The sequence below is a fragment of the Providencia sp. PROV252 genome (assembly GCF_033676005.1).
Classification (GTDB): domain Bacteria; phylum Pseudomonadota; class Gammaproteobacteria; order Enterobacterales; family Enterobacteriaceae; genus Providencia; species Providencia vermicola.
In genome coordinates, this window is the sequence record NZ_CP096294.1 from 1,704,266 (window position 1) to 1,730,166 (window position 25,901).

Annotated in this window: 23 protein-coding genes and 1 riboswitch; of the genes, 14 read left to right on the forward strand and 9 right to left on the reverse strand. The window is 41.6% G+C overall.

Annotation, left to right across the window (positions count from 1 at the left end; translation table 11 throughout):
* Window positions 1-15 precede the first annotated feature (15 nt).
* Window positions 16-462 (reverse strand): PTS sugar transporter subunit IIA, encoded by a 447-nt coding sequence (locus tag M1F05_RS07695; protein WP_206083957.1) that lies wholly within the window; start codon window positions 460-462, stop codon window positions 16-18.
* A gap of 230 nt (window positions 463-692) precedes the next feature.
* Between M1F05_RS07695 and M1F05_RS07700 the strand changes: the two genes are divergently transcribed.
* Together M1F05_RS07700 and M1F05_RS07705 are read left to right on the forward strand one after the other, a co-directional pair.
* Window positions 693-1,727, forward strand: coding sequence for a LacI family DNA-binding transcriptional regulator (locus M1F05_RS07700; RefSeq protein ID WP_206083958.1), 1,035 nt, complete (start codon window positions 693-695; stop codon window positions 1,725-1,727).
* Between the two features lie 246 nt (window positions 1,728-1,973).
* Complete coding sequence (locus tag M1F05_RS07705) at window positions 1,974-2,867, forward strand: endonuclease/exonuclease/phosphatase family protein (protein ID WP_272516242.1); 894 nt, start codon at window positions 1,974-1,976, stop codon at window positions 2,865-2,867.
* Between the two features lie 43 nt (window positions 2,868-2,910).
* On the opposite strand, the gene M1F05_RS07710 is transcribed toward M1F05_RS07705, so the two are convergent.
* Complete coding sequence (locus tag M1F05_RS07710; RefSeq protein WP_206083959.1) at window positions 2,911-3,213, reverse strand: hypothetical protein; 303 nt, start codon at window positions 3,211-3,213, stop codon at window positions 2,911-2,913.
* 1,045 nt (window positions 3,214-4,258) lie between these two features.
* Here M1F05_RS07710 and M1F05_RS07715 point away from each other — a divergent pair.
* A complete protein-coding gene (locus M1F05_RS07715) occupies window positions 4,259-4,648 on the forward strand; it encodes a hypothetical protein (protein WP_206083960.1) in 390 nt (129 codons plus the stop codon).
* A 66-nt stretch (window positions 4,649-4,714) separates the two neighbouring features.
* Here M1F05_RS07715 and M1F05_RS07720 read toward each other — a convergent pair whose 3' ends face one another.
* Window positions 4,715-6,334 (reverse strand): FGGY-family carbohydrate kinase, encoded by a 1,620-nt coding sequence (locus tag M1F05_RS07720; protein WP_206083961.1) that lies wholly within the window; start codon window positions 6,332-6,334, stop codon window positions 4,715-4,717.
* A gap of 40 nt (window positions 6,335-6,374) precedes the next feature.
* Entirely contained in the window at window positions 6,375-7,103 is a 729-nt protein-coding gene (locus M1F05_RS07725; protein WP_206083962.1) for an SDR family oxidoreductase, read from the reverse strand.
* A gap of 234 nt (window positions 7,104-7,337) precedes the next feature.
* On the opposite strand from M1F05_RS07725, the gene M1F05_RS07730 reads away from it, so the two are divergent.
* On the forward strand, window positions 7,338-8,366 hold the full coding sequence (locus M1F05_RS07730) for a substrate-binding domain-containing protein (RefSeq protein WP_206083963.1): 1,029 nt from the start codon (window positions 7,338-7,340) through the stop codon (window positions 8,364-8,366).
* Window positions 8,367-8,425: 59 nt separating this feature from the next.
* On the opposite strand, the gene fetB is transcribed toward M1F05_RS07730, so the two are convergent.
* Together fetB and fetA are read right to left on the reverse strand one after the other, a co-directional pair.
* Entirely contained in the window at window positions 8,426-9,202 is a 777-nt protein-coding gene (gene fetB / locus M1F05_RS07735; protein WP_206083964.1) for an iron efflux ABC transporter permease subunit FetB, read from the reverse strand.
* Window positions 9,203-9,214: 12 nt separating this feature from the next.
* A complete protein-coding gene (gene fetA, locus M1F05_RS07740) occupies window positions 9,215-9,865 on the reverse strand; it encodes an iron efflux ABC transporter ATP-binding subunit FetA (protein ID WP_206083965.1) in 651 nt (216 codons plus the stop codon).
* Between the two features lie 487 nt (window positions 9,866-10,352).
* On the opposite strand from fetA, the gene M1F05_RS07745 reads away from it, so the two are divergent.
* Window positions 10,353-11,114: an SDR family oxidoreductase gene (locus tag M1F05_RS07745; protein ID WP_206083966.1), complete on the forward strand. Its 762-nt coding sequence runs from the start codon at window positions 10,353-10,355 to the stop codon at window positions 11,112-11,114.
* A gap of 119 nt (window positions 11,115-11,233) precedes the next feature.
* Here the strand turns inward: M1F05_RS07745 and tkt are convergent, their stop codons facing one another.
* Both tkt and rpiB read right to left on the reverse strand, forming a co-directional pair.
* Window positions 11,234-13,264 carry a transketolase gene (tkt, locus tag M1F05_RS07750; protein WP_206083967.1) on the reverse strand — a complete coding sequence of 677 codons (2,031 nt, stop codon included), beginning with the start codon at window positions 13,262-13,264 and terminating at the stop codon, window positions 11,234-11,236.
* 32 nt (window positions 13,265-13,296) lie between these two features.
* The gene (gene rpiB / locus M1F05_RS07755) at window positions 13,297-13,749 is read right to left on the reverse strand and encodes a ribose 5-phosphate isomerase B (RefSeq protein WP_206083968.1); all 453 of its coding nucleotides are present in this window, start codon (window positions 13,747-13,749) and stop codon (window positions 13,297-13,299) included.
* A gap of 323 nt (window positions 13,750-14,072) precedes the next feature.
* Between rpiB and M1F05_RS07760 the strand changes: the two genes are divergently transcribed.
* The 6 genes from M1F05_RS07760 to crcB all read left to right on the forward strand — a co-directional run bounded on the left by M1F05_RS07760 (window position 14,073) and on the right by crcB (window position 20,317).
* On the forward strand, window positions 14,073-15,185 hold the full coding sequence (locus M1F05_RS07760; protein WP_272516243.1) for an MDR/zinc-dependent alcohol dehydrogenase-like family protein: 1,113 nt from the start codon (window positions 14,073-14,075) through the stop codon (window positions 15,183-15,185).
* A 123-nt stretch (window positions 15,186-15,308) separates the two neighbouring features.
* Window positions 15,309-16,574, forward strand: coding sequence for an MFS transporter (locus tag M1F05_RS07765; protein WP_225818175.1), 1,266 nt, complete (start codon window positions 15,309-15,311; stop codon window positions 16,572-16,574).
* Between the two features lie 11 nt (window positions 16,575-16,585).
* Window positions 16,586-17,587, forward strand: a complete 1,002-nt coding sequence (locus M1F05_RS07770) for a dihydroxyacetone kinase subunit DhaK (RefSeq protein ID WP_206083970.1) — start codon at window positions 16,586-16,588, stop codon at window positions 17,585-17,587.
* A gap of 11 nt (window positions 17,588-17,598) precedes the next feature.
* The gene (gene dhaL, locus M1F05_RS07775) at window positions 17,599-18,252 is read left to right on the forward strand and encodes a dihydroxyacetone kinase subunit DhaL (protein WP_206083971.1); all 654 of its coding nucleotides are present in this window, start codon (window positions 17,599-17,601) and stop codon (window positions 18,250-18,252) included.
* Between the two features lie 157 nt (window positions 18,253-18,409).
* Window positions 18,410-19,372 carry a sugar-binding transcriptional regulator gene (locus M1F05_RS07780; protein WP_206083972.1) on the forward strand — a complete coding sequence of 321 codons (963 nt, stop codon included), beginning with the start codon at window positions 18,410-18,412 and terminating at the stop codon, window positions 19,370-19,372.
* A 254-nt stretch (window positions 19,373-19,626) separates the two neighbouring features.
* Window positions 19,627-19,698, forward strand: a riboswitch (Fluoride riboswitch).
* Window positions 19,699-19,936: 238 nt separating this feature from the next.
* A complete protein-coding gene (crcB, locus tag M1F05_RS07785; protein ID WP_206083973.1) occupies window positions 19,937-20,317 on the forward strand; it encodes a fluoride efflux transporter CrcB in 381 nt (126 codons plus the stop codon).
* 51 nt (window positions 20,318-20,368) lie between these two features.
* Here the strand turns inward: crcB and M1F05_RS07790 are convergent, their stop codons facing one another.
* Entirely contained in the window at window positions 20,369-21,319 is a 951-nt protein-coding gene (locus M1F05_RS07790) for a sugar-binding transcriptional regulator (protein ID WP_206083974.1), read from the reverse strand.
* A gap of 177 nt (window positions 21,320-21,496) precedes the next feature.
* On the opposite strand from M1F05_RS07790, the gene dalD reads away from it, so the two are divergent.
* The 3 genes from dalD to M1F05_RS07805 all read left to right on the forward strand — a co-directional run bounded on the left by dalD (window position 21,497) and on the right by M1F05_RS07805 (window position 25,744).
* A complete protein-coding gene (gene dalD, locus M1F05_RS07795; protein ID WP_206083975.1) occupies window positions 21,497-22,885 on the forward strand; it encodes a D-arabinitol 4-dehydrogenase in 1,389 nt (462 codons plus the stop codon).
* A gap of 11 nt (window positions 22,886-22,896) precedes the next feature.
* Entirely contained in the window at window positions 22,897-24,366 is a 1,470-nt protein-coding gene (gene xylB, locus M1F05_RS07800; RefSeq protein ID WP_206083976.1) for a xylulokinase, read from the forward strand.
* Between the two features lie 88 nt (window positions 24,367-24,454).
* Window positions 24,455-25,744, forward strand: a complete 1,290-nt coding sequence (locus tag M1F05_RS07805) for an MFS transporter (protein ID WP_206083977.1) — start codon at window positions 24,455-24,457, stop codon at window positions 25,742-25,744.
* Window positions 25,745-25,901 lie beyond the last annotated feature (157 nt).

The following is a 25,901-nucleotide window of genomic DNA, read 5'->3' on the forward strand; positions in this document are numbered from 1 at the left end:
TACCTTAATATGTAATTATTCGTATTTAGCGATGATTTGAAGAATGTCATCGACGTTTTCTGAGTGCATGATGCTATCAATATCTTCTTGATTATCAAAAAGTTCAGCAAGTTTTGCGATAGCCCCGATGTGACTATTGCTATCTGTAGCAGCAAGAACGATAAGCAGTTTGATTGGGTCGTTGCCATCTGAACCGAACTCAACGCCTTGTTTAATCACGGTTAAACCAAGGGATAGCTGGTTTACACCATCTTCAGGACGAGCATGAGGCATGGCAATCCCTGGGCCTAAGACATAATAAGGGCCAATCTTTTCATGTGATTTGATAATCGCATCGATATATTGCGGTTCGATTAACTTATTATTAATTAATGGTTTACAGGCGATTTTGATCGCATCTTGCCAATCTGTGGCACTTTCGACGACCTGAATAACGTTCGAGGTCAGTAAAGTCGTAAGCATCGGGTTGCTCCTGGTTGGTTAAATTTTTATCTTTTTAATGGTTGAGTGAATAGTAGTGATCTATGGTAGCGCTATCTAGCTGATTTGTTCATTTTCGTGATAGCGCTATCATTTTGAATAAATATTGCGAACAAAGGCTAAATGAATAGACTTGTAAGCTGATTAACAAATTCAACCTGTGCTAAGTTAGTGTTGTTGAATAATAAGTTTAGGCTAAATAAAAGTATTACATGCAAAAAACACGAAAAAGAAAAAATACAGGGCGAGTGACATTACAGGATGTCGCTAAATACGCAGGCGTTGGCTCTATGACGGTATCTCGTGCTTTGCGAACGCCTGAGTTAGTATCAGATAATTTGCGTGAAAAAATTAACGCAGCCGTTGAGGAGCTTGGTTATATTCCAAATTCTGCCGCGGGGATTTTAGCTTCAGGGCAAAGCCGAACTGTTGCCGTGTTAATTCCTTCTTTGCGTGACAATGCGAGTTCAGTTTTTCTGCAAGCATTACAGGAAGTGCTTAACAAAAACACTTATCAAGTTGTGATTGGTAGCCACGATTATCAGCAGAAAAAAGAATCAGAAGTTTTATCGACCTTATTACAAAGTAACCCTGCGGCGCTGATCATATTTGGTGCAGTTAATTCACAAAGCGTTTTTAATTACCTTAAAAATTTAGATATTCCAGTTATTAACGTGGCTGGGGAATCCAGTCATCCTGTTACTTTGAATATTAAAAGTAACATTGGCGAAGCGGTTAATTTTTTAACCCATTTTTTGCTACAAAAAGGCTATAAAAAAATAGGCTATATCGGGGCTCAGATGGATAGCAAAATGCAAAGCCAACAGCTGAGCGGTTGGAATAAGGCGATGCTAGCTTATAACCAAAGTGCTGAACAAAGCATTACTACGCCGTATGTCGCAACAATGGACTTTGGCCGTCAGGCGATTAGTGAAATGTTAACACGGCAACCAGAACTTGAAGCTGTTATTTGTAGTCATGAAATGATAGCACTTGGTGTGCTTTTTGAGTGTCAAAGGCGGTTAATACAAGTACCAAAAATGCTAGCGCTTGCCTGCGTAGAAGGCTCATCAAATTGCGACCATATCCAGCCATCACTTACATCTGTCCGTATTGATTACAGTAAAATGGCGCGAGAAACGGCTAAAAAATTACAGAAGTGGTTAGCCGATCCTGATACTGACTTTTCTGAAACTCAAGATGAAATCATTTTTCCCTATAAGTTTGAAGCCAGACAAAGTGCATAAAATATAACTCTCCTGTTTAAATTAACGTTGCAGTATGAAATTTAATCTCTAGCCGACAAGATATAGTGGTATAAATCACTTTTTGATGAAAAATAGGATTGTTTTTTTGTATCTCGAAATAAGATTGTCGGCTGGGTCACTGTATCCTATTTATTCCCTGCTAATGTATAAAGAGGGCGGTTAACTGCCTGCATATTAGAAGTCTATTACTCGATGAATTGATTGAGTCATTACTGGGGAGTCACCATGAAATTTCTTAAAACTGTTATTTCAACTGCGATTTTAGTTTCTTGTAGTGTTAGTGCTGCAACAACAGGTTCTGAAGTCTTAAAAGTACAAGATGGCGGTACACCGAATAAAGTCTACACAGCAAATAAACCAACCATTAAAGTCGCAACTTACAATATTGGCAAAAATGAATTAGCTCAAGATGTGGCGAATTTAGATAATTTGAGTAAGGCAATTGGTAAGATAGACGCAGATGTTATTGTTTTAACGGAGATTGATAATAAAACTGCGCGCAGTAAAAAAGTTCATCAGCTAGAAGAAATCGCGAAAGCGAATAAGATGGATTTTGCTTTTGGTAAAGCATTGGATTTCGATGGTGGTGAATATGGGGTCGGAATTTTATCAAAATATAAAATAGATAAGTCCCAAGTTGTTAATTTGCCATCAGGTGATGCAGAGCAGCGTGTGGTATTAATCTCTCAAATAACTAAGCCTGGTTTTGATGCACCGATTATTGTGATGGGCACACACCTTGACTGGCAAAAAGATCCGACCATTCGTATCGGTCAGGTTCGTCATATTTTAGATGCGAGTATCGGTGATACAGATACAGGTTTTGATAATATCGCGGCTTCAATAAAAATATTAGCAGGGGACTTTAATTCCACGGCAAATGAGCAGCCTATTCAGGAAATTCGTTATATGTGGAACCCTGTCGAGAAGCAAGGGGTTGATTATCGTAGTTGGCCAGCAGTAAACCCAGCGATTGATATTGACCATATTTTCACATTTAAAGGTCAAGTATGGGATGTGAAGAATATGCAGATCCCAACTGACAGTGAAGAGTTCCAATGGTCGAGTGTTAGCGACCATCTTCCAATTATTGCTGAGTTGGAATTACAGGAGCAATAAATAAACTTGATGTTTATAAGCTAGGCCCCTTATGGGGTCTTTTTTATTTTTTTTCTATAGAGTTTTTCAATAACCTTTGTCTTTCAATATAACGCTTTTCAACAATGAGCAGATATTCCTCAATAGTTTGATAGATTTTTTCACGGGGTATAGAGACTAAGCTGTTATCACTTATAGCATCAGTCGTTTTATAGACAAAATCAGACATGAAGTCTGCAATGCTTTTAAATTGATTAGCCACATGTGTGTAGTAATACTGGTAGACATAGGATTCTTGTGAATGGCTGAGCTCCGTATTATTCGTGAGATTGTTTGTTGCAAGCAATAGTAGTTGAATGTTAGTCATGGAATCCCCTTTTATAGGCGGAAAATATTACCTGATTTTATAATTTTGTTTTGTCAATATTCGTCGGATAATTTTATGTTTTCGTTAAATACTTAGAGTTTGTAAGAATATTCTGTATTTTTGGCGATTTATGATATGACAGGACAAGGATTAATAACTTTATATTAAAAATGCAATAGTGTTTTAAATTAAAATTAAGTTAAATATTCTTATGATTGTTATGTTAATATATTGTTATTTATTTTTGTTTTTCAAGCTGTTAATAAAGCCCAGTCTGCAATGTTTTTATTTTTATTTATAATAATCAGTGTGTTATGCATTATTGGTTTGAGGGTTTTGCAGTTTTGTTAATAAGAAATATAAAATAATAGGAATAAAAAATATCCTAAAAGATATTTTGACTGATAAAGAAATTAATTATTCAATTAATTTTATCCATTTGAATTTATTGTGTTTTTCTATTTTTTTCTTCTTGTTTTAATTTTAGTTGATTAAAAGAGAGTATATGTTAGATATTTTGTTTACGCATTATCTGGGTATTATTACGCATAATTGGAGTTTATTCACAATTGGCAACATTATTATGTACATTGTATTATTTAATAATATATTCAATATAAGTAATATTAAACAGTATTAAACTGTTAAGGTGAATTATTGTTTCTGGTTCTGTAAGTATGAAACCTTTGTTGTATAAAAAATACAAATTGCAACAGTTAATCTTTAAGGTACTATTTATATTCAAGGTTTAATACTGGTATACTTACTCATGTAATGGGTAAAATGAAGTATAAATACGGGTTTGGTCGCATTGATTAGAGTAAATCGATTTTTTTGCTAACCATAATTTTTATCTATAATAGATATTAGAGATAGTAGCGTTCTAATAAGATATTCTTATGTGGATTATCAATCCTATTATTAAAATAATTATTACTTTCTTACAATTAACTAAATATATCTACTTACATACCTTTTATGCAAAGGTGTGGTGAACAATTTTGGTCAATTGGATGTGTTACTGTGTTTATGAGAGCTTAACTATATGAACATAATCAAATTGCTCACAATTCTATTGTTAACGGGGTGCTCTTTTATTTTGGGGGTCACTCTGAACTATTCCCCAACTCCTGATTTGGTCAAAATGGCAAAGGCTAATGTAGAGGATTATTTGTCATATCCTGAATCGGCTTCTTTTCGAAATGTGAAATATAATTTCATTCGACAAACAGCCAACAAAGGAGACTTAGGCTATGTCTGTGGAGAGGTATTTCGTGTGAAGAATGCGCGGTTAGAGGGCTATAAAAAGTTTGTTGTGAAAGCCTATAATGATAAGAATGGAAGAGTCACGATGTCCATACCACTTGTGGAAGGGGATTATGACTTATTACCAATGGAAATGATGAACTCGTTATGGGACAAGTATTGCTTCTAATTATGTGTACGAAAAGCACTCAATAAAGAAAGCCAATTGGCTTTCTTTAAAGGGTGATATGTGAGTTTATCCTCTTAGTTCTCTCGCACATTGCTGAAGCTGTAAGAAGGAAGCGAAACGTAAATCATGACGTGTTTGATAGCTTTCCTCTGCATAATAAGTTAAATCAATTTCACTAAATTGATCCATAGCTTGGGCGACGTTATCACAAATTTTACCCGCGACGGCACCTAAAATGGCTGAACCAAGTAAAACAGGTTCACTCGCTTGTGTAGAAATCACGGGAACGCCACATGTATCTGCTAATAACTGGCGAATTAATGGATGCTGTCCTGCGCCACCACTCACCACAATATTTTCAATTGCAGCGCCTGATTTTGCTTGTGCTTCAATGATTTGCCTTAAGCCATAACCAATACCACACACACCAGCAACATAAAATGACAGCAGATTTTCTAAGCTATTGTCCATGGTAAGGCCTGCAATTACCGCCCTTGCATGTGGGTCAGCGAATGGTGCGCGGTTACCTAAAAACTCAGGGACAACGTGAATTTTTTCAGCGAGTTCAACAGACTGAGATGCAGAGACCGTTTTTTCTAACACAAGGTCAGCTAAATAGACGGGAAGTGGTTTTCCTTGCTCTTTTGCGGTAATTTTTGCACTTATGCAAGCAGGGTGAAGGGAAAGAAGTTGATCAATCGCAGCGCCAGCGGCACTTTGCCCACCCTCGTTTAACCACATACCTGGTACCATCGCACTGTAATAAGGCCCCCAAACACCAGGTATGAAAACAGGCTCTTTAGTCGTTGTCATTGTGCAAGATGAGGTTCCGAAAACATACGCCATGTTGGCTGTTGCATTACCATTGACACCCACTGTACCAATCCCCCCTGCATGGGCATCAATCATGCCTGATGCAACAGGGGTACCGACTAATAAGCCCATCTGTTTTGCTGCATCGTTCGTTAAGCCAGAACCGCAAGGAGTGCCTGGTTCAACAATCAATTGGCCAATACGAGCAAATTTTTCATCAGCAAGTTCAGATAAACCAATTTGATGGAAGTAATCAGTATCCCAACGTTTTTCATGAGCGAGATAAGTCCATTTACAGGTGACTGTACAGGTTGAGCGAGCTAACGAGTCAGTTGATTTCCATGTTAAGAAATCAGCCAAATCAAAAAACTGCCATGCTTTTTCATAGGATTGAGGCAGGTTTTCTTTTAACCATAAAATCTTTGGCGTTTCCATTTCTGGGGAGATCTTACCCCCCACATAATTTAAGACAGGATGTTTTAGCTGATTAATACGTTCAGCTTGTTCTGTGGCGCGGTGATCCATCCAGACAATAATATTACGGTCTGGATCAGCACTTGGGCTAACGGAAATAGGCTGTTTATCGTGGCCAATCACGACGAGTGAACAGGTTGCATCGAAGCCAATTCCTGCGACCTGTTGTGGTGAAATATTTGAAGTTGCTACAGCTTGCTTAACACAATAACAAACTGCCTCCCAAATTTGGTTACTGGACTGCTCTGCGAAATGAGCACTGTCGCGGTAGAGTGTAATATCGTGTTTAGCAGATGCTAACATTTTGCCTGTCATGTCGAATACACCCGCGCGTGCACTGCCTGTACCAACATCAATGCCTATAACCACTTTATCATTTTGAGGGGTTGAACGTTGCATTTTACCTCCAAAAATTAATCATTATGAACTAAGAAAAACGCTACAGATCAACACTGTTTGGTACAATGACAAGGTCACGGACAGTGACATGTTTTGGACGAGTTAACATAAAGAGTACCGCTTCAGCCACTTCAATCGGTTGCATTAAGCTACCATTTGCCAGTGCTTCTTCCATTTTTTCTTTTGGCCAATCATCTAATAACGCAGTGACTACAGGGCCTGGTAAAACGGCACCCACACGAACACCGTGTTCTGAAACTTGGCGGCGAGTTGAGTGAACAAAAGCTTGAACCGCAAATTTAGACGCGGTGTAAATGGGTTCCCAAATAACGGGCACAACGCCTGCGATTGAGCTGGTAAATAATACATCGCCAGATTTTTGGGCAATAAAATGAGGTAAAACGGCACGAACACTACGGAAGGCAGCATTAATATTGAGATTTAAAACTTTATCCCAAACATCTGGATCGCCTTCTGCCACAGGGCCACCAATATAAGCACCTGCATTTGCATGAAAAATATCTAAACGGCCTGCTTTAGCGAGGATTGCATCTAGCATGCCATCGACTTGTTTTGTGTTCATTAAATCAATGACTAGAGGGATCGCATTTTCGCCTAGTTCAGCAACAAGTTGATTTAATCTATCTTCAGCACGGTCAATTAGAACCACTTTGACACCTGCATTGATCAGCGTGCGAGCACATTCAAGACCAATGCCAGATGCTGCGCCCGTAATTGCTGCGACTTTGTTTTCAATGGAAATAGCCATAATGATTTACTCCAATCGGATTTTAGCGGAAAAGTAAGTGAAAAATAATGAAATCAATGAGATGACAATGAGTCACGGGAATGGTTAAGGTGGCTGCATAGGATGGATTGATATTAAGTCTTTTTCATTATACCAACTCATGCTTCATCAATTTCAATATTGCTCAATCGATGGAGCAGTATTGCGACTTTTTTACTTTGGTGTCAAGCTAGGAAAAAATGGAGATATGAATCTGTGACAAAGATCAGACAAAATAAGAAAACAACGATCTATGACCTTGCGGAATTGGCGGGTGTTTCAGCGAGTGCTGTGAGTGCTGTGCTCAATGGAAATTGGCAAAAAAGGCGTATTAGTGCGCAATTGGCTGAAAAAGTGATGCGCATTGCGCAGGAGCAAAATTACTCAGTTAATAAGCAAGCTAGCTTACTACGCAGCAATAAATCAAAAATCATTGGTATGCTGGTGCCAAAATATGATAACCGGTACTTTGGCTCTATAGTGGAACATTTTGAAGAAATGGCACGAGAAAGGGGGTTGTTTCCGATTATTACCTGTACGCGCCGTGATCCTAAATTGGAGATAGAAGCTGCACGTACCATGTTATCTTATCAGGTGGACTGGCTGATTTCGACAGGGGCAACGAACCCAGATAAAATCACACAAATTTGCCAATCTTCTGGCGTACCGACACTAAATTTAGATCTACCAGGCACATTAGCAGCATCAGTGATTTCAGATAATTACCTTGGTGCAAAAAAACTCACTCAGCGTATTTTAAGTAAAAAAAGCCGTAGTCAAGTATTAAACCAGCCGCTAATTTTTATTGGTGGGCGTGAACATGACCATAATACACGTGAACGTATACGCGGATTCATTGATGCTCATAATGAAATGGGTATTACGGTTCCAAATGAAAATATTTTAGCGTGCGGCTATGCGCCTGAAAAAGCAGAAAAAGCATTGTCCACTTTTATTAAGAAACGCAGTGAAAATCTGCAAAAAATAGCCCAAGGTGGCCTATTTATTAACTCCACTATTTCATTAGAAGGGGTAATGCGTTGGTTAGGAACACAAGGGTATACAGGTGAAAATCAACCTAATTTGGGATGCTTTGACTGGGATCCATTTGTCGCGTTGCTAGGTAATGATATTGAGATGGTAAAACAGGACGTACCCACAATGCTCAATCATATTTTCAAATTGATTGATGATGGAAATAGTCAGGCGCAATTGATTGAAGTATTACCTGTAGGTATAAGATAAATGCAAAATATAAATTAAGTGTTACCTGTGGTAAAACAGGCAACACAAGGCTCTGAGGGTTATTTATTTAAAGTTTCAACCAATAACTGATGACGTTGATTATAAAATTTAATATAGGTCATATAGCCTGCTAATATTGTCGAAAGACTCGCGGTGGCTAATAACATAAAGGTTACCATAATTTGGTATTTTACGGCTTGTAGTGGGTCGACCCCTGCAAAAATCAATCCAGACATCATTCCTGGTAGGCTAACAATACCAACAGTCTTTGCCGAATCAACCGTGGGGATTAACGAGGCGCGAATACTTTCCCGAATGATTGATGCAGAAGCTACTTTAGGGGTTGCTCCAAGGCTTAACATTTCTTGAATTTGCTGCTGTTGGCTGGCAAATCGTTGCCCTAAATTATTAAAGCAGAGCCCGACGGCTATCATCGCATTTCCTGCAATCATCCCTGTAATCGGTATGACTTGCATTGGTGTAAACGCAATGGCTTTAGTGAGAATTAAAACCAGTAGAGTGAGGAAAGTACCTGAGGTAATAGCAACGAAGGCTGTGAGATAGATTTTATCTAAATACTTACTACGTTTTTTGGCATTCCACGCAGCATTGACACAAATAAATAGCACCAACGCTACAGTGAGAAGTTCATGATCAACGTTAAAAATATATTTTAAAATATAACCAGCTATCAATAATTGAACAATAGCGCGACAAGTACTCCAAATAATATCTTTTTCCAAAGAAAGCTTTTCTTTGTGACTAATAAAAATCGCTACTAAGACTAACATGATAGAAAAAGTGAGCGACTCATTGGAAATGGTAGGCTGATGCACGATGATATCCTATTATTTAGCCAGATAAACGGGAAGGGTGATGACTTCATTTGCATGGGCAATTTCATCTTGGTCGTGAGTAACCCATAAAACTCCAATACCTTTTTCTATAGCCAGTTTGTGAATTAACTCATTCACCTTCACTTTATTTTCTTCATCTAGGGCACTCGTAATTTCATCTAACAATAAAATTTGGGGAAGAAACTGTAAATTTCGAATTAATGAAATGCGCTGTTTTTCGCCCCCAGAAAGCTCATTAATTCCTTTTTCAAGGATGGTTTCAGGTAATGAAAAATACTGTAAGTCACTGATAATTTTTGTTTTATCAAAAGGCTGCTTTCTGATTTGGTAAGGGAAAACGACATTGTCATACACTGTGGCCCCGAATAATGAGGGGGTTTGGGTGCAATAAGACACTTGCTGGCGGTAGGTCTCTGGAGAGAGTGCATTAATGTCTTGCCCGTTAAAGAGGATATTTCCTTGAGTTGGAGAAATTAGGGATGCCACAATTTTTAATAAAGTGCTTTTTCCGCAACCTGATGGCCCCGTGATTAATTTAAATTCACCTGCACGTAGGTTAATCTGCACATTATCAAGAATAGTTTTTCCATCAATCGAATAGCTAATATCCTTTAGTTGCAGTAGTGAGCAGTTTTTTTCCATTTTTCCATGACCTATGTAATCAATTCACGTGATTAACGCGAATGAGAGCTATTTCTTCATTTTATCTGATATCAGCATGTTAGTTTTGTCTGATATCAATTTAGATATAACTAATAGTATGCGCTAGTTATTGTGAAATTTACACTGCATTATGTAAAGGCAGATTATTTAAGGTCAGTTTGAATACGATTATTATGTGTATATGATGTTATTTTAGGCAATAAAAATTATTGGATGATTTTAAAATAGATAACAAATAATCAAATGAAATTTTATTTTGAACATATGTTCTTATGACTTTTATTATTATTTAAATAATGGGATGTGGCGCTTTATTTTAAATGATGGATATAGCCATAACATTTAAATAATAATATATTATCTTAATTAAATAACGACACGTTTATAGGTCATTAGGGTTTTGAAAGAGACTCAATATCTATATTTCCCAATCTTATATATCACGTCATGATGTTAAGGAATTAAAATGAAAAAATTTAATGGTTTTAATACCCAATTCTCTCTTGATGGCAACGTTGCATTGATTACGGGGGGCGCTGCGGGGATCGGTCTGGCAATTGCACAACTCTATGTGGAAAAAGGTGCTAAAGTTGCCTTGGTGGATAAGTCAGATAAAGTCATTGATGTTGCTAATGGAATGAAAAATACTATTGGTATTCAATGTGATATTACAAATTCAGATTCTGTATCGCAAATGGTTGAGCAGGTGGTAAAGCATTATGGTGCATTGGATATTGCGGTTAATAGCGCGGGGATTGTTGCATTGGCACCCGCAGAAAACTTAAGTGAGCAGGACTGGGATTTGACCATGAATGTCAATCTCAAAGGTACTTTCCTTGTATGCCAAGCAGCAGGTAATATCATGATTAAACAAGGAAAAGGTAAAATAATCAATATGGCATCACAGGCTGGGGTCATTGCGTTGGATCAGCATGCAGCCTACTGTGCGAGTAAGGCTGCTATTATTGGTTTAACCCAAGTTTTGGCATTAGAATGGAGCCCTAAAGGTATTCAAACTAATGCAATTTCACCGACTATTGTCTTAACTGAGTTGGGAAAAAAAGCGTGGGAAGGGCCTAAAGGTGATGAAATGAAAGAAAAAATTCCAGCGAGACGTTTTGCGGAACCGTCAGAAATTGCTGCCTGCGCGCTCTTTTTAGCCAGCGATGCTTCCGATATGATCACTGGGCATAATTTAGTGATTGATGGTGGGTATAGCATTCAGTGATTAAATTTAATATGCGGAGAATATACGTTATTCGCTTATTAATAAGAGTCATTAAAAAGGGCCAAATAATGATTTTATTATTTGGCCTGTAATATAAATTACAAAGTAGGATAACAGATTTAAATAATGTCGCGATTGATTACCGCTTTAGGCTGTAATAATGATAAAGATTGCTGAATAAGTTTCTCCACGGTAAAGCCAAAATAATCAAATAACTGCTCAGCAGGTGCGGATTCGCCAAAACTATTCATTCCCATAACTAATCCATCAAGGCCGACATATTTTCTCCAGTAATCACTGATACTGGCTTCGATAGCAATGCGGTTGCGAACATGATTAGGTAATACATGTTGTTGATAGTCCATGGGCTGTTTATCAAAGGTATCTGTTGATGGCATGGAAATAACGTTCACTTTGAAGCCTTGCTCGGTGAGATATTGCCAAGCTTCAACCGCTAAGGTGACTTCAGAGCCCGTTGCAATAAGCAGCAGTTCAGGGGTTTGGCAATTACTGCGTAATATATAACCCCCACGTTGAATAAGGGCTAATTGCTGGGGAGTACGGGAATGTTGTTGTAAATTTTGCCGTGACAGGATCAAAGCAGTTGGTGTTTGTTGGTTGGTGATGGCTTGTTGCCAAGCAACCGCTGTTTCCACTTGGCAGCAAGGGCGCCAGACCGACAAATTCGGGGTTGCACGTAAAGAGGCGAGTTGCTCTACTGGCTGATGTGTTGGCCCATCTTCCCCTAGCCCAATAGAATCATGGGTATAAACAAGTACTTGGGGTAACTTCATCAATGCTGCCATTCGCACGGCATTTTGTGCGTATTCGCAGAACATCAAAAATGTGGCGGTATAAGGGCGAAAACCGCCGTGTAATGCGATGCCGTTAGCAATGGCGGTCATGCCAAATTCCCGGACACCATAATGAATATAGTTACCCGCAGGTTGTTCATTAATCGGCACTGATCCAGACCAATAGGTTAGATTGCTGGGCGCTAAATCTGCAGATCCCCCGATTAATGCGGGTAAAACAGGGCCAATGACATTGAGGGTATTTTGCGATGCTTTACGAGTGGCGATTGTTTCAGGGTTATCATTCAATTTTTGAATGTAATCTGCCATGACAGACGTGAATGCGTGTGGCGTTTGGTTGGATAACCGTTTAATAAGTTGCTCAGCAAGTTCTGGATATTGCTTTGCATACTCTCTAATCGCTTGCTCCCACTGTAATTGTTGCTCCGAACCCCGCTCTATGGCATTCCATGACTGATAAATTTCGCTAGGAATTTCAAAGGGTGGATATTCCCATCCAAGCTGTTGACGTGTGAGGGCTATTTCTTCCGAACCAAGTGGTGCGCCGTGTGAATTTGCGGTTCCCGCTTTATTAGGTGAACCATAACCGATGGTCGTACGGCAAATGATTAGCGTCGGCTTATCTGTTTGTTGGCGAGCTTGCTCAATAGCGGCTTTGATAGCAGGCCTTGAATGGCCATCTATTCGGCGAATAACATGCCAGCCATAAGCTTCAAAACGTTCAGCGGTGTTATCCGTAAACCAACCTTTGGTATCTCCATCAATAGAGATTTGGTTATCATCATAAAAAGCGATGAGTTTATTCAGTTTCAAGGTGCCAGCAAGAGAGCACACTTCGTGGGAGATCCCCTCCATTAAACAGCCATCACCTAAAAAAACATAAGTAAAGTGGTCAACAACAGGGAAACCTGAGCGGTTAAATGTCGCACTGAGCGTTTTTTCTGCAATGGCCATTCCAACCGCGTTGGCAATACCTTGCCCGAGTGGCCCTGTCGTCGTTTCAACACCAGGGGTATAGCCGAGTTCAGGGTGGCCAGGGGTTTTTGAGTGCAACTGTCTAAATTGTTTTAAGTCTTCAATAGAAACATCGTAGCCTGTTAAGTGTAAAAGGCTATATAGCAGCATCGAAGCATGCCCATTTGATAGGACAAAACGGTCACGGTTTGGCCAAGTTGGGTCGGCAGGATTATGCTGTAAGTAGTCCCGCCAGAGCACTTCGGCGATATCCGCCATTCCCATCGGCGCACCAGGATGGCCTGAATTGGCCTTTTGCACAGCATCAATGGAAAGAAAGCGGATGGCATTTGCTAACGGATTTTGTATCTGCGTGTACATGAAAACACTCCTGAAAAACTGTCTACGTGAAACTAACGTTCCCCATTTTCATATTCACTGATGCGAGCCACTTTTGGGGCAGAGCGACCACCTTCATAATGGGAAGCCAACCAAGTATCTACGATAGTTTTTGCGAGTTCAGGTCCAATGACACGAGCACCAAAGGTAATAATTTGCGCATCGTTACTTTTTTGGGCACGTTCTGCGGAGTAGGTATCGTGGCAAAGTGCGGCTCGAATGCCAGTGACTTTGTTGGCAACAATAGACATTCCAATCCCTGTTCCACAAATGAGTATCCCACGCTGATGTTTTCCTTGGGCAATAGCCGTTGCAACGGCATGGGCTACATCTGGGTACATTTCATCCTTAACCCCTGTATTTAAACAATAATCGGTGACTTGAATATTCAGCGCTGCGAGGTGTTGTTTGATCAAATCTTTCATTTCAAATGCGGCGTCGTCTGCACCAATGGCAATAGATAGCATGATTGAGATCCTTATGGTTGAACAAAAGTTCATTTGCAATTCAAATGTACTGATTAGAAAATAGGATCTTATGAACAAATAATCAATAGGTGAACATATGTTTTTAGTTTAAATAAGCTTTATTTTGTGATCTACGGCCTTAAATCCACTTTTTTTTGCTAAAAAAGCTCAAAGTCATCATTTTACGTCGATTTTATAGGAATATTTGCTCTGAATCACACTTTGAGAATCTGGTGATGTGCATCGATGATTAAAAGAAGGTATGGTTAATTTGTATCTTCATTGAACTTATGTTCATTTAACAAACCGCCGAGGGTAAAACTATGTGTGAACACTGTGATCCAAAAGCCACGATGAGCGAAGGCATTCCAGAAAAAATGAAAGCGGTAGTGGCTTATGCACCGAAAGATTACCGTTTAGAAACTGTCGATGTTCCAAAAATTGGTGAAGAAGAAATATTAGTTCGCGTCGAAGCGTGCGGGATTTGTGCTGGTGATGTGAAAGCGTTTGAAGGAGCTCCAAGCTTTTGGGGAGATGCTGAGCAACCTGCCTATATTAAAGCGCCCATGATCCCAGGGCACGAATTTATCGGTCACGTTGTTGGCTTTGGCTCAAAAGTAGAAGGTTTTGCATTAGGTGACCGCGTAATCTCCGAGCAAATAGTTCCTTGCTGGGAATGCCGTTTCTGTAAACGGGGTGAATATTGGATGTGTGAAAAACACGACCTGTATGGTTTCCAGAATAATGTCAATGGCGGTATGGCTCAGTATATGAAATTTACCAAAGAAGCCATCAACTACCATGTGCCTGTGGATATGCCGATTGAAGACGCAATTTTGATTGAGCCGTATGCCTGTTCATTGCATGCAGTACAACGCGCGAATGTGAAACTGGGCGATGTTGTGGTGCTTTCGGGCGCAGGAACGCTTGGTTTAGGTATGATTGGTGCAATCAAAAAATCGGGTGCAGGCAAATTAGTGGTACTGGATTTATTCGATAAGCGATTAGAACTCGCTAAAGAATTTGGCGCAGATATGGTTCTGAACCCTAAACGTGATGATGTGGACAAAATCATTAAAGGGATGACGGAAGGGTATGGTTGCGACATTTACATTGAAGCGACTGGTGCACCGAAATCTGTTGAACAGGGACTCAAAATGATCCGTAAACTCGGTACATTCGTTGAGTTCTCTGTCTTTAAAGACCCTGTTACCGTTGATTGGAGCATTATCAGTGACCGTAAAGAACTGGATTTATTAGGTTCTCACTTAGGCCCATATTGCTATCCATTGGTTATCGAAGGTATCGGCAATGGTGATTTCCCGACAAAAGGTGTGGTAACGGATATTTTACCGTTAGATAAATTTGCGGAAGGTTTTTCCATGATGGCGAAGGGCGACCCGCATATCAAGGTGGTCTTAGACCCGAACCTGTAATGCTGTCGTGGGTTCACAAGCAAATAAAACAATAATGAGAAAAATTGGACCTGAATAAATGTCACCCTACCAAGGCTTGTTATTCAGGTCCTAGCCCAGCGAACACGCACTGAGGTTAACAATATGATAATCAATAAACTGTCTAAAGTAACGGGGTTTTCGCCAAAGTTGCTCCTTGGCTATTTTGGTGTTCTTATCTTCATGATGGGGGAAGGGCTCGAACAAGGGTGGCTTTCACCTTTTATCATTAGCCGCGGAATGAGTATTGAACAATCTTCATTACTGTTCAGCGTATATGGTTTTTTTGCTGCGGTTGCGGCGTGGTTGTCTGGCGTTTTAGCGGAAATTTATACTGCTCGCCGAGTGATGATTTTCGGGTTTGTGATGTTTGTGATTGGTTCAGTCATTTTCTTATCGATTGGTCTGCCAAGTAACAGCTTATCTATCATGATCCCAACCTATGCATTACGTGGATTCGGTTACCCAATGTTTGCATACGGTTTCTTAGTTTGGGTGGCATATGAAGCGCCTATTAAAAAATTGGGCTCCGCCGTGGGGATCTTCTGGTTCGTCTACAGTGGCGGGTTAGGTGTCTTGGGTGTGATGTATTCAAGTTATGCCTTACCGATTTTAGGTGAAATGGCAACGTTATGGAGCGGGCTGATTTTTGTCACCATCGGGGCATTTATCGCGATTGCCCTTAACCGAAACCATGAGGGCGGCGAACAACCAAAACAAAAAGTGTCGCTTAACTATGTGTTTAAAGGGATCACCATTGCATTTGAAAACCCCAAAATTGGCTTAGGGGGAATTGTTAGAACAATAAATACATCAGCGGCTTACGGTTTTGTGATCTTCATGCCAATGTTTCTTGCTGATTTTGGCTTTTCCCGCACAGAATGGTTACATATCTATGCCGCACTTTGGACCGTGAATATTGCCTTCAACCTCATTTTCGGTGTCGTCAGTGATCGTATTGGTTGGCGCAATATTGTGATTTGGTTCGGATGTGTCGGTTGTATGCTTTGTACCCTAATGTTCTATTACGTGCCGTATTACTTCGGCCATAACTATACCCTGATGATGATAGCGGCTGGGTTATTTGGGGCGTGCCTTGCAGGTTACGTACCGCTCTCTGCCATCATGCCATCACTCGCACCTGAAAATAAAGGCGCTGCGATGTCCGTACTGAATTTGGGTGCGGGGCTCAGTACCTTCGTTGGTCCTGCACTTGTTGGGATATTTATTAGCAGTGTCGGGGCATTTGGTGTGATTTGGATTTTCTCAGGGCTTTATTTGTTCAGTGCGATATTGATGAGGTTTATCACCGTACCGCAAGAACTTCTTGATCAGTCAGCAAAAATGCAGCTAACACCAGAAAATAAGTAAAAGAGGGAATTATGAACAGAATCATTAATGAACCTGACCTAGTTGTTGAAGACGCTATTCAAGGCTATTTAAAAGCGCACCCTGAATATTTTGCGCAGACCGATAACGCCCGCGTTCTGAAATATCCGAAGGCGCCAATCCAAGGAAAAGTGGGGATTGTCACTGGGGGAGGGTCAGGTCATGAGCCCGCATTTTTAGGTTATGTGGGTGAAAACATGTTAGATGCGGTGGCTATCGGTGAGATTTTCTCTTCACCAACCGCAGGGGCTTTTTTAGATGCGTTCAAAGCCGCAGATAGTGGTGCTGGTGTTGCCTGTTTGTATGGTAACTACGCAGGCGACAACATGAACGTGAAAATGGCGATGAAAAAAGCCGAAAAAGCGGGCATGAAGATTAAAACTGTTGTTGCGACTGACGATGTTGCCTCTGCACCCGCAAGTGAAAAAGAGAAACGCCGTGGTGTTGCGGGTGAAATTTTAATGTGGAAAGTTGGCTCGGCGGCGGCAAGTAAAGGTTATGACCTTGATGGGGTGATTAATGCGGCACAAAAAGCCATTAATAATTGCCACTCAATTGGTGTTGGTTTGACGTCTTGCACAATTCCGGCGGTGGGGCACCCGAATTTCCATATCGAAGATGGTATGATGGAGCTTGGCATCGGTCACCATGGTGAACCAGGCATTGAAATTATGCCAATCCAATCAGCGGCGCAAATGGCACAAACGATGTTAGCGCCAATTTTAACCGATATGCAGGCAAAACAAGGGGATGAGGTTGTCGTATTGGTTTCTGGGCTGGGTGCGACCCCAGTGATGGAGTTGTACATCTATTACGCTGAAGTCGAAAAATTATTACGTGAGAAAGGCGTTCGTATCGTGCGTAACTATGTGGGCAATTATTTTACCTCACTCGAAATGATGGGCGTCACACTGACATTAATGAAAGTGGATGAAGAATTAAAGACATTGATGGATGTCCCTGCGTATTCATTAGGTTTAACACAGGTTAAGTAAAGGAGCTCATTATGCAAGTTATCTCAACGGAACGTGGTAATGAAATAACGCTGGATTTAGTCCACATCATTGTGTCTAACCGTGAATACCTCAGTGAAATCGATGGTGCAATTGGCGATGGTGACCACGGTATTAATATGGCGAAAGGTTTCAACCTATGCGCTAAAGCGATTGAAGGCCGTGAATTATCCCTCAGTGAAGGTTTTGAAGAGATCTCGGATGCGCTAATGGAAGGTATCGGTGGTTCGATGGGGCCACTGTACGGCAGCTTCTTTATGGGGATGTCTGACAGTATTTCAGGTAAAAGTGAGCTTTCACAGCAAGATTTCCTGGCGATGCTACAAAACGGCTTATCGGAGTTGCAAGACATTAGTAGCGCAAACGTGGGGGATAAATGCTTAATGGATACACTGATCCCTGCAATTAATGCGTTTGAATCTGCAACTAATGCAGGTAAGGATTTCAAGCAAGCGCTAGATGCAATGCAAACTGCGGCTATTGCAGGACGTGATTCAACATTAGACTTAGTGGCAAAAATTGGACGCGCGAGTCGGTTAGGGGAACGTTCGCGTGGGGTATTAGATGCAGGGGCCACATCTTGCTGTTTATTACTTTGCCAACTTGCCCAAAGCGTTGAAAAACATGGCGCTTTAGCCAGCGCATAACAGTTTATTCTATTTTTTTAGTGGATATAGAGTCGAAAACATTGCTTTATATCCACTGTCTTTGACAACTCGCTTATTAATTGTCACTAGAAACGCTATACTAAAATCGTATTATCCTTGTCGCGATTAACACCAATTGAGAGGAAACCACTACCTTATGGATAGATCACAAGCATCTTCCGATATCGAGCTACTGACTGAAATTGCGATTGCGTATTATCGCGATGAAATTACACAGGAAGAGATCGCCAATAAGTTTGGAATATCGCGAATTAAGGTGGGGCGCTTATTAAAGCGTGCAAAAGAAGAGGGGATTGTTGAAATTAATGTTCGCTATCACCCAATTTTTAGTACCCAGCTTGAGCAACAGTTACTCTCTCGTTTTCCTATTTCCCGCGCGTTGATTGCGTTAGATCACCCAGATGAAGAACAACAGCGTAATCAGGTGGGGACATTGGTTGCGAATTATTTATCAACCACACTGCGAGATAATATGATTGTCACGGTGGGACAAGGGCGTAATGTGGCGGTTGTTGCCGATAGTGGCGGTGCCGTACCTGAAAAAGATTGCCGGTTTATTTGTGGTATTGGCGGTACGCATCGTCCTGGCGATTCGATAAACGCCGACCATATCAGCCGCCGCCTTGCTAAAAAATTTGGGGGAACCAGTGAAACATTATACGCCCCAGCGTATGTGGAAAATAACGAACTTAAACAAGCTTTTATGAAAAATGGCACCATAAAAGAAACCCTAGATCGTGCTCGTAAAGCGGATATTGCCTTAATCGGTATAGGCGATATGAATGAAGATAGTTATATGGTCAAACTGGGCTGGTTTACGCCCCGCGAAATCGTGGATGCAAGTTTAAACCAAGGCGTAATCGGTGATATTGCAGGATATGATTTTTTCAATGCACAAGGGCAGCATGTGGATACCGTCATGAATGACCGCGTGATAGGTTTGAGTATTGATGAGCTGAGAAAAATTCCCTGTGTGATTGCGATTGCCTCTGAATCGTCCAAATCTATGGCGATTATGGGCGCACTGCGCACAGGGGCGATTGATATTATCGCAACCAGTGCGAGTAATGTGCGGACGATTTTAAAAATGTCCCAATAGCTCGTCATACTTCAAACCGCAGCGTTGTTGACTGCGGTCAGTACCTTAGTCACATACTGGTGTATGCTCCTAAGGATATCTTCGTTTGACGCCTAGCTGCAATTTGAACTTTTTAGGGGATGGATCCCGCGTGTTATTCAAACCGCAGATTTGCATTAGCCACATATTGATGTATGTGCCTAACGGCTTATTAATAGCATCTATTATAAAATAGGTTTACATCTCCTAATTAGTTGCCTTATTATTTTAAGGTAAGTATTTAGGGAGATGGCATTCCTCCTGCTGTTAAGAAACCGCCCAGTTGGGCTAATGATGCCTACGTTAACCTGTTAATTTGACGGGGTACGTAGGTTTATGTGCCCTGAATTTAGGGCATAAATGAACGATACTCGAAATACTTCAAGTTACATGGGTGTTGACTGTACTACGATAGCCGAGTCACATACTTGTGTATGCTCATCGAACTATCTTTGCTTGTCGCCTACATGCCACTCGAATTATTTAGAGTATAACAGGGAGACTTTCCTTTCATTTATCCCTCCTAACGCTTTATGGGAAGTTTCTATGTACGCCTCTTTATTTGCAATTGCGATTGGTTCTGTTCTTGGTGGCTGGCTTCGGTGGTTTGTTAGCCTGAAAATGAACCACCTCTATCCGAATATTCCCCTTGGTACCGTTGCGGTTAACCTTGTTGGTGGCTTCGTCATCGGCTTTGCCATTTCCTATTTTGCCAGTGCTAATATCAGTCCCGCGTATAAGCTCTTTATTGTGACAGGCTTTTGCGGTGCCTTTACCACCTTTTCGACCTTTTCATTAGAAGTGTTAGTGCTCATCCAAGAAGGGAAATTGGGCTTTGCGATTAGCACTATCGCTATTCATGTGATTGGCGCGTTGATCTTTACTTTGCTTGGCATGCTATGCCATAACTGGCTGGCTCAAGGATAAGTTTGAGCAATAAAATATTCAAGCGACATTATTGCCGCTTGAATATTTGGACTAATCATTCGCTAACAAATGTTGAGCCGTGGCTTCATCAGTGACTAAACCCGTTATCCAACTGCCATTGAGGACGGCTTGAATCGCTTGCGTTTTATGTGCTCCTCCAGCAAAAGCAATCACTGGGTGTATGGGAGGGGAAAATAGTGGCACACTCGTGTGTGTGTCATCTAAGCTGGTGGCTAAACGCTCACCGTTGGCTTTAATAAAGTGGCCTAAGAGTTCTCCCGCGACACCTTTTTCCAGTAACATTTCTAGTTGCTCATCAGTGACAAACCCTTCTGAATTTAGTGGGCAATTCTTTCCCACCTCTCCAATACCAATAAAGGTAATATCAGCATTTAAGCCTTTTTCAGTGACCTCTTTATAGACGCGGTGTTGGCACCACATGGCCTTGTCTTCTGGGCTGTCCGCATACAACGGCGCGGGGAGAATATAGTGGCGACATTGCAGTTTTTCTGCAAAACGTAAGGGAATATCGTAACGTGTTGCAGAGCTATCGCGGGCAATTGCGCCAATTAATGAGACACATTGGTGTTGAGGCAGCTCAAGGTAAGGCAGTGCATCTATAATGCTGCGTAATGTTCTACCTGAACCGATACCGATAACTTGGGGTTTATCCTGCTCAATTAATTGTTCCATTAATTCTGCGCCCGCAACGGCGATCATATCCAACGTGGCATCGGTATCAAGTTGCCCTGAAGGTACTACATAACAATGGGTGAGATGGTATTTTTGCTGTATCTCATTGGCCAGCCGTAAGCATTCAGTAACAGGGTGGGTGATTTGCACATGCACCATACCTTGCTCTTTAGCTAAAGAGATCAGTCGCTGAGCGACTTGGCGTGATAGCCCCAATTCCTGTGCAATTTCTTGTTGCGTTTTACCTGCCACAAAATACAGCCACGCGGCTCTCGCGGCTTGTTCCATTTTTTTTAATTCTTTCTGCATGGATGGTCTCCTGCCTTTTTTCATCATTGTAATTCTGGGCAATTGCTTATTAAAAGGGCAAAAGTTATTACTGTGACCATTATCGCAGTAATTCTTGGTAGATTGAAACTAAAATATAACAAACGGGCAGATGCCCATAAAAATGGCAAATATTTACTTTTAAGTTAAGGAGTCACAATGCTAAAGCAGAAATCCGTATGGATGCACATTGGTGCTGGATCATTCCATCGTGCTCATCAAGCTTGGTATTTACACCGCTTAATTGCACAGGGCGATGACAGCTGGTCTATTGCGCTAGGTAATATTCGTAATGACGCAAATGCATTGCTTGATAACTTAGCGAAGCAAAATGGCGAATACACCCTTGAAACTGTTTCGCCAGAAGGTGAGCGCCACTACGAAAAAATCACGTCAGTGCGCAAAATCTTGCACTGGGATGAAAATTTAAGCCAACTTGTTGAGCAAGGCCGTGATAAAGCCACTCGCGTAATCGCTTTTACGGTAACCGAAGCAGGTTATTATTTAACCCCTCAACATGAGTTAGATGTCCAGCAACCCGATATCCAAGCAGATTTATCGGGAAAAATGATCACAATTTATGGGGCATTAACTGAGATCCTGCGTGCACGGCTTACAGCCCACGGCGAGCCAGTCACCTTATTAAACTGTGATAACTTACGTCATAATGGTGAACGTTTTCGCCATGGTTTTTTATCGTTCTTACAATTAAAAGGCGAAAATGACCTCTACCAATGGGTGAAAGACCATACTCGTTCACCAAATACCATGGTGGATAGAATAACGCCTCGCCCAACCCCTGATGTGGCAGAACGCGTGAAACAGCACACTAACTGGGACGATAAAGCACCCGTCATGGGTGAGGCTTTTATTCAGTGGGTAATTGAAGATGATTTCATTAACGGACGGCCTGCATTGGAAAATGTGGATGTCGAAATGGTGGAGTCTGTACTGCCGTGGGAAGAAGCTAAAATTCGAATCCTGAATGCAAGTCACAGCTGTATTGCTTGGGCAGGGACACTAATCGGCTTGAATTTTATCGATGACAGCACGCGTGAATTGCCAATCAAACAAATGGCCTGGAATTACGTCACTCAAGACGTAATCCCTTCATTGACGCCAAGCCCGCTGGATTTAGAACAGTACCGTGATGTGGTACTCGAGCGCTTTAGTAATCCTTATATTAAAGACACTAATCAACGTGTTGCCGCTGATGGCTTATCGAAAATTCCTGGGTTCATTACACCGACACTGCAAGAATGTTACCAACGTAACCAAGTGCCCGCGGCAACGGCGGTATTGCCCGCGCTCTTTTTTGTTTACTTGCAACGCTGGGCAAAAGGTGAGTTGCCTTATGAATACCAAGATGGTGTGTTAGATGAGGAATATTACCAAAAAATGATGAACTCACCAGATGCATTAACGCAATTTGTCTCGAGCGAAATGCTTTTTGGTTCCCTTGCGCATTCACCTGAATTCCATGAACTCATACGTAAAACGGTCGCCAATATCAACACTTGGCTAAAATCACCGCAGCAATCGCTGTAAGGAGAAAGGCAATGTACCTTGGAATTGACCTTGGCACCTCTGAGCTCAAAGCGGTTTTGATTAACAGCCAAGGGGAAATTGTTGCATCAAGCCATATGGCGCTGACGGTGCAACGGCCTCACCCTCAATGGGCGGAGCAATCCCCAGATAGCTGGTGGGAGGCAACAAATGCAGTCGTGGCAACGTTAAAACAAAAAGCACCAGAAGCGTGGGCGGCAGTCAAAGGGATTGGCTTATCGGGGCAAATGCATGGCGCCGTTTTATTGGATAAGCACAACAAGGTGCTACGTGATTGCATCTTATGGAATGACACTCGTAGTGCCAAAGAGTGCGAGTGGTTGATGGAGCAGCACCCAGAATTCCTGACCGTTGGGGCGAACTTGGTGATGCCTGGTTTCACTGCGCCGAAGCTCTTGTGGGTGGCGCGACATGAGCCTCAGGTTTTCAGTAAAATTAGCAAAGTGTTGTTACCGAAGGACTACTTGCGCTGGAAGATGACGGGGCAATTTCTCAGTGAAATGTCGGATGCGTCAGGCACACTGTGGCTTGATGTCGCTAAACGTGATTGGTCTGATGAATTGTTAGCAGCCACAAATTTAACCCGTGAACAGATGCCATCTTTGGTCGAAGGGGCTGAAAAAAGTGGTGTCTTGCGTGCTGACTTAGCTTCACATTGGGGGCTGAGTGCAGATGTAATTATCGCGGGTGGCGGTGGTGATAATGCGGCTTCTGCGGTAGGTGTCGGGGCGATTAATGAAGGAGATGCTCTGATTTCCCTTGGCACTTCAGGGGTGATTTTTGTGGTGAATAACCAGCTACAAGCCGATCCTCAACATGGTGTTCACGCCTTTGCCCATGCCTTGCCAAACCGTTGGCACCAAATGAGTGTGATGTTAAGTGCCGCAAACTGCTTGCGTTGGGCCTGCCAGTTATTGTCAACGACGGAAAACCAACTGATGGACGAGGTTGGTCAATTAACGGATGAGCAGAAAAAACGCGCGCCGATATTTTTGCCTTATCTTTCAGGGGAAAGAACACCGCACAATGACCCTTATGCCACAGGTTCCTTTTTTGCTCTGCGCAATGAAACAACACGAGCAGAGTTGGGTTACGCCGTGATTGAAGGGGTAACTTTTGCCTTAGCGGATGGCATGGATGTATTACAACAAACAGGGACAAAAATGCCGCGTTGTAGCTTAACAGGGGGTGGGGCTCGCAGCCCAATTTGGGCACAACTCATTGCAGATGTGATTAATGTGCCTATCGTTACACACCCTGCAAGTTCTTCAGGGGCTTTAGGTGCTGCACGCCTTGCATGGTTAGCTGACGGGGGCGATGTGGATAAGGTGTGTCAAAAACCTGACATTCTTAACACCTATTTGCCGCAATCTCTTAATCAACAGGTACTTAACCAACGGCTTGAGGTATTCCGTTTATTGTATCAGCAACAAAAACAAGCAAGAGAACTCATGCCGCAATAGGCCGAAAAGGCGGTATTCCCTACCTACCGCTTTTATCGCTCGCGCTTCGCAATTAATTAAAACAACAACATAAAATGAGGAAACTGCAATGGAACAACAGCAGTATTGGCTTGGTCTACCTAAGCATTTGTTCTGGGGGTTTATCGCCATCGCTATTTTTATGAGTGGTGATGGTTTTGAAATGGCTTTTTTATCGAAACATATTACTGACTTAGGTTTTACGCCGACACAATCAGCAATGGTGTTCACCGTTTATGGCTTGATGGCTGCAGTAGCCGCATGGGCATCGGGTGTGGTTGCTGAAATTATCACACCATTAAAAGCCATGATGATCGGTTTTGTTTTGTGGATTGTCATGCATGCACTGTTTATGGCTTTTGGCTTAGGTATGAAAAGCTACAGCATGATGTTGCTGTTTTATGGCATCCGTGGGTTGGCTTACCCGCTGTTTATTTATTCCTTTATGATGATGTTGGTGCAGGTTATTCCTCGTGCTCACCTCGCGGCCGCAACGGGCTGGTTCTGGGCGATGTACTCAGTGGGAATTGGCGTCATCGGCAGCTATTTACCCAGTTTCTCAATCCCGATGATGGGGGAAACAGGTACACTTTGGATGGCGATAGGTTGGGTGGCAATCGGCGGTATAATTGCTTACTTTAGCTTGCGTAATATCCCTGTTGACCGCTCGAAAGTGGATTTGCCAATGAAAGACAAAATGGCGGAGTTATCCCGGGCAGCGACAATCTTATTTACCAATAAAAATATTTTTATGGCGAGCTTGATCCGTATCATCAATACGATTTCGTTATTTGGCTTTGCGATTATCATGCCATTGCTATTTGTTGACCGCTTAGGCTTTACTATTTCTGAGTGGCTACAAATTTGGGCTGTGTTCTTCTTTGTGACTATTTTTACCAATATTTTTTGGGGCATTGTTGGGGAACATATCGGCTGGATCCGCCAAGTCAGGTGGTTTGGTTGTTTAGGTATGGCTGTTTCAAGCTTGCTGTTTTATTATTTACCTGTTTACTTTGGGCACAATTTTGCGATTGCCCTGATCCCAGCCATTTTACTGGGTATTTTTGTTGCGGCCTTTGTGCCAATGACTGCGGTATTCCCAAGTATTGAACCACACCATAAGGGCGCAGCCGTTTCGATTTATAATTTATCTGCGGGTTTAAGTAACTTTGCTGCCCCAGCGATTGCGAGCTTGGTATTGCCTTTCTTCGATATTGTCGGGGTTGTTTGGGCATATACTGGGTTGTATATCTTTGCAGGAATTCTGACGTTCTTTATAAAAGTTCCTCAGCCAGGCTTTGAGAATAACCGTAAAATTAAATCGGTTAAAATGATGACTGAGCAGCAAGCTAATAACTAAATCTGTTTTTATAATGGCCCATAAATTGTGATTTATGGGTTTTTTATTTTTGCTGTCAATAATTCTATACATTGATAAAGGGTTATCTGCCTTTATTTGTCCTAATTGTAGAGAAAATAGTTAACGATAAAATTAAGTATAATATTTTATTTAAATG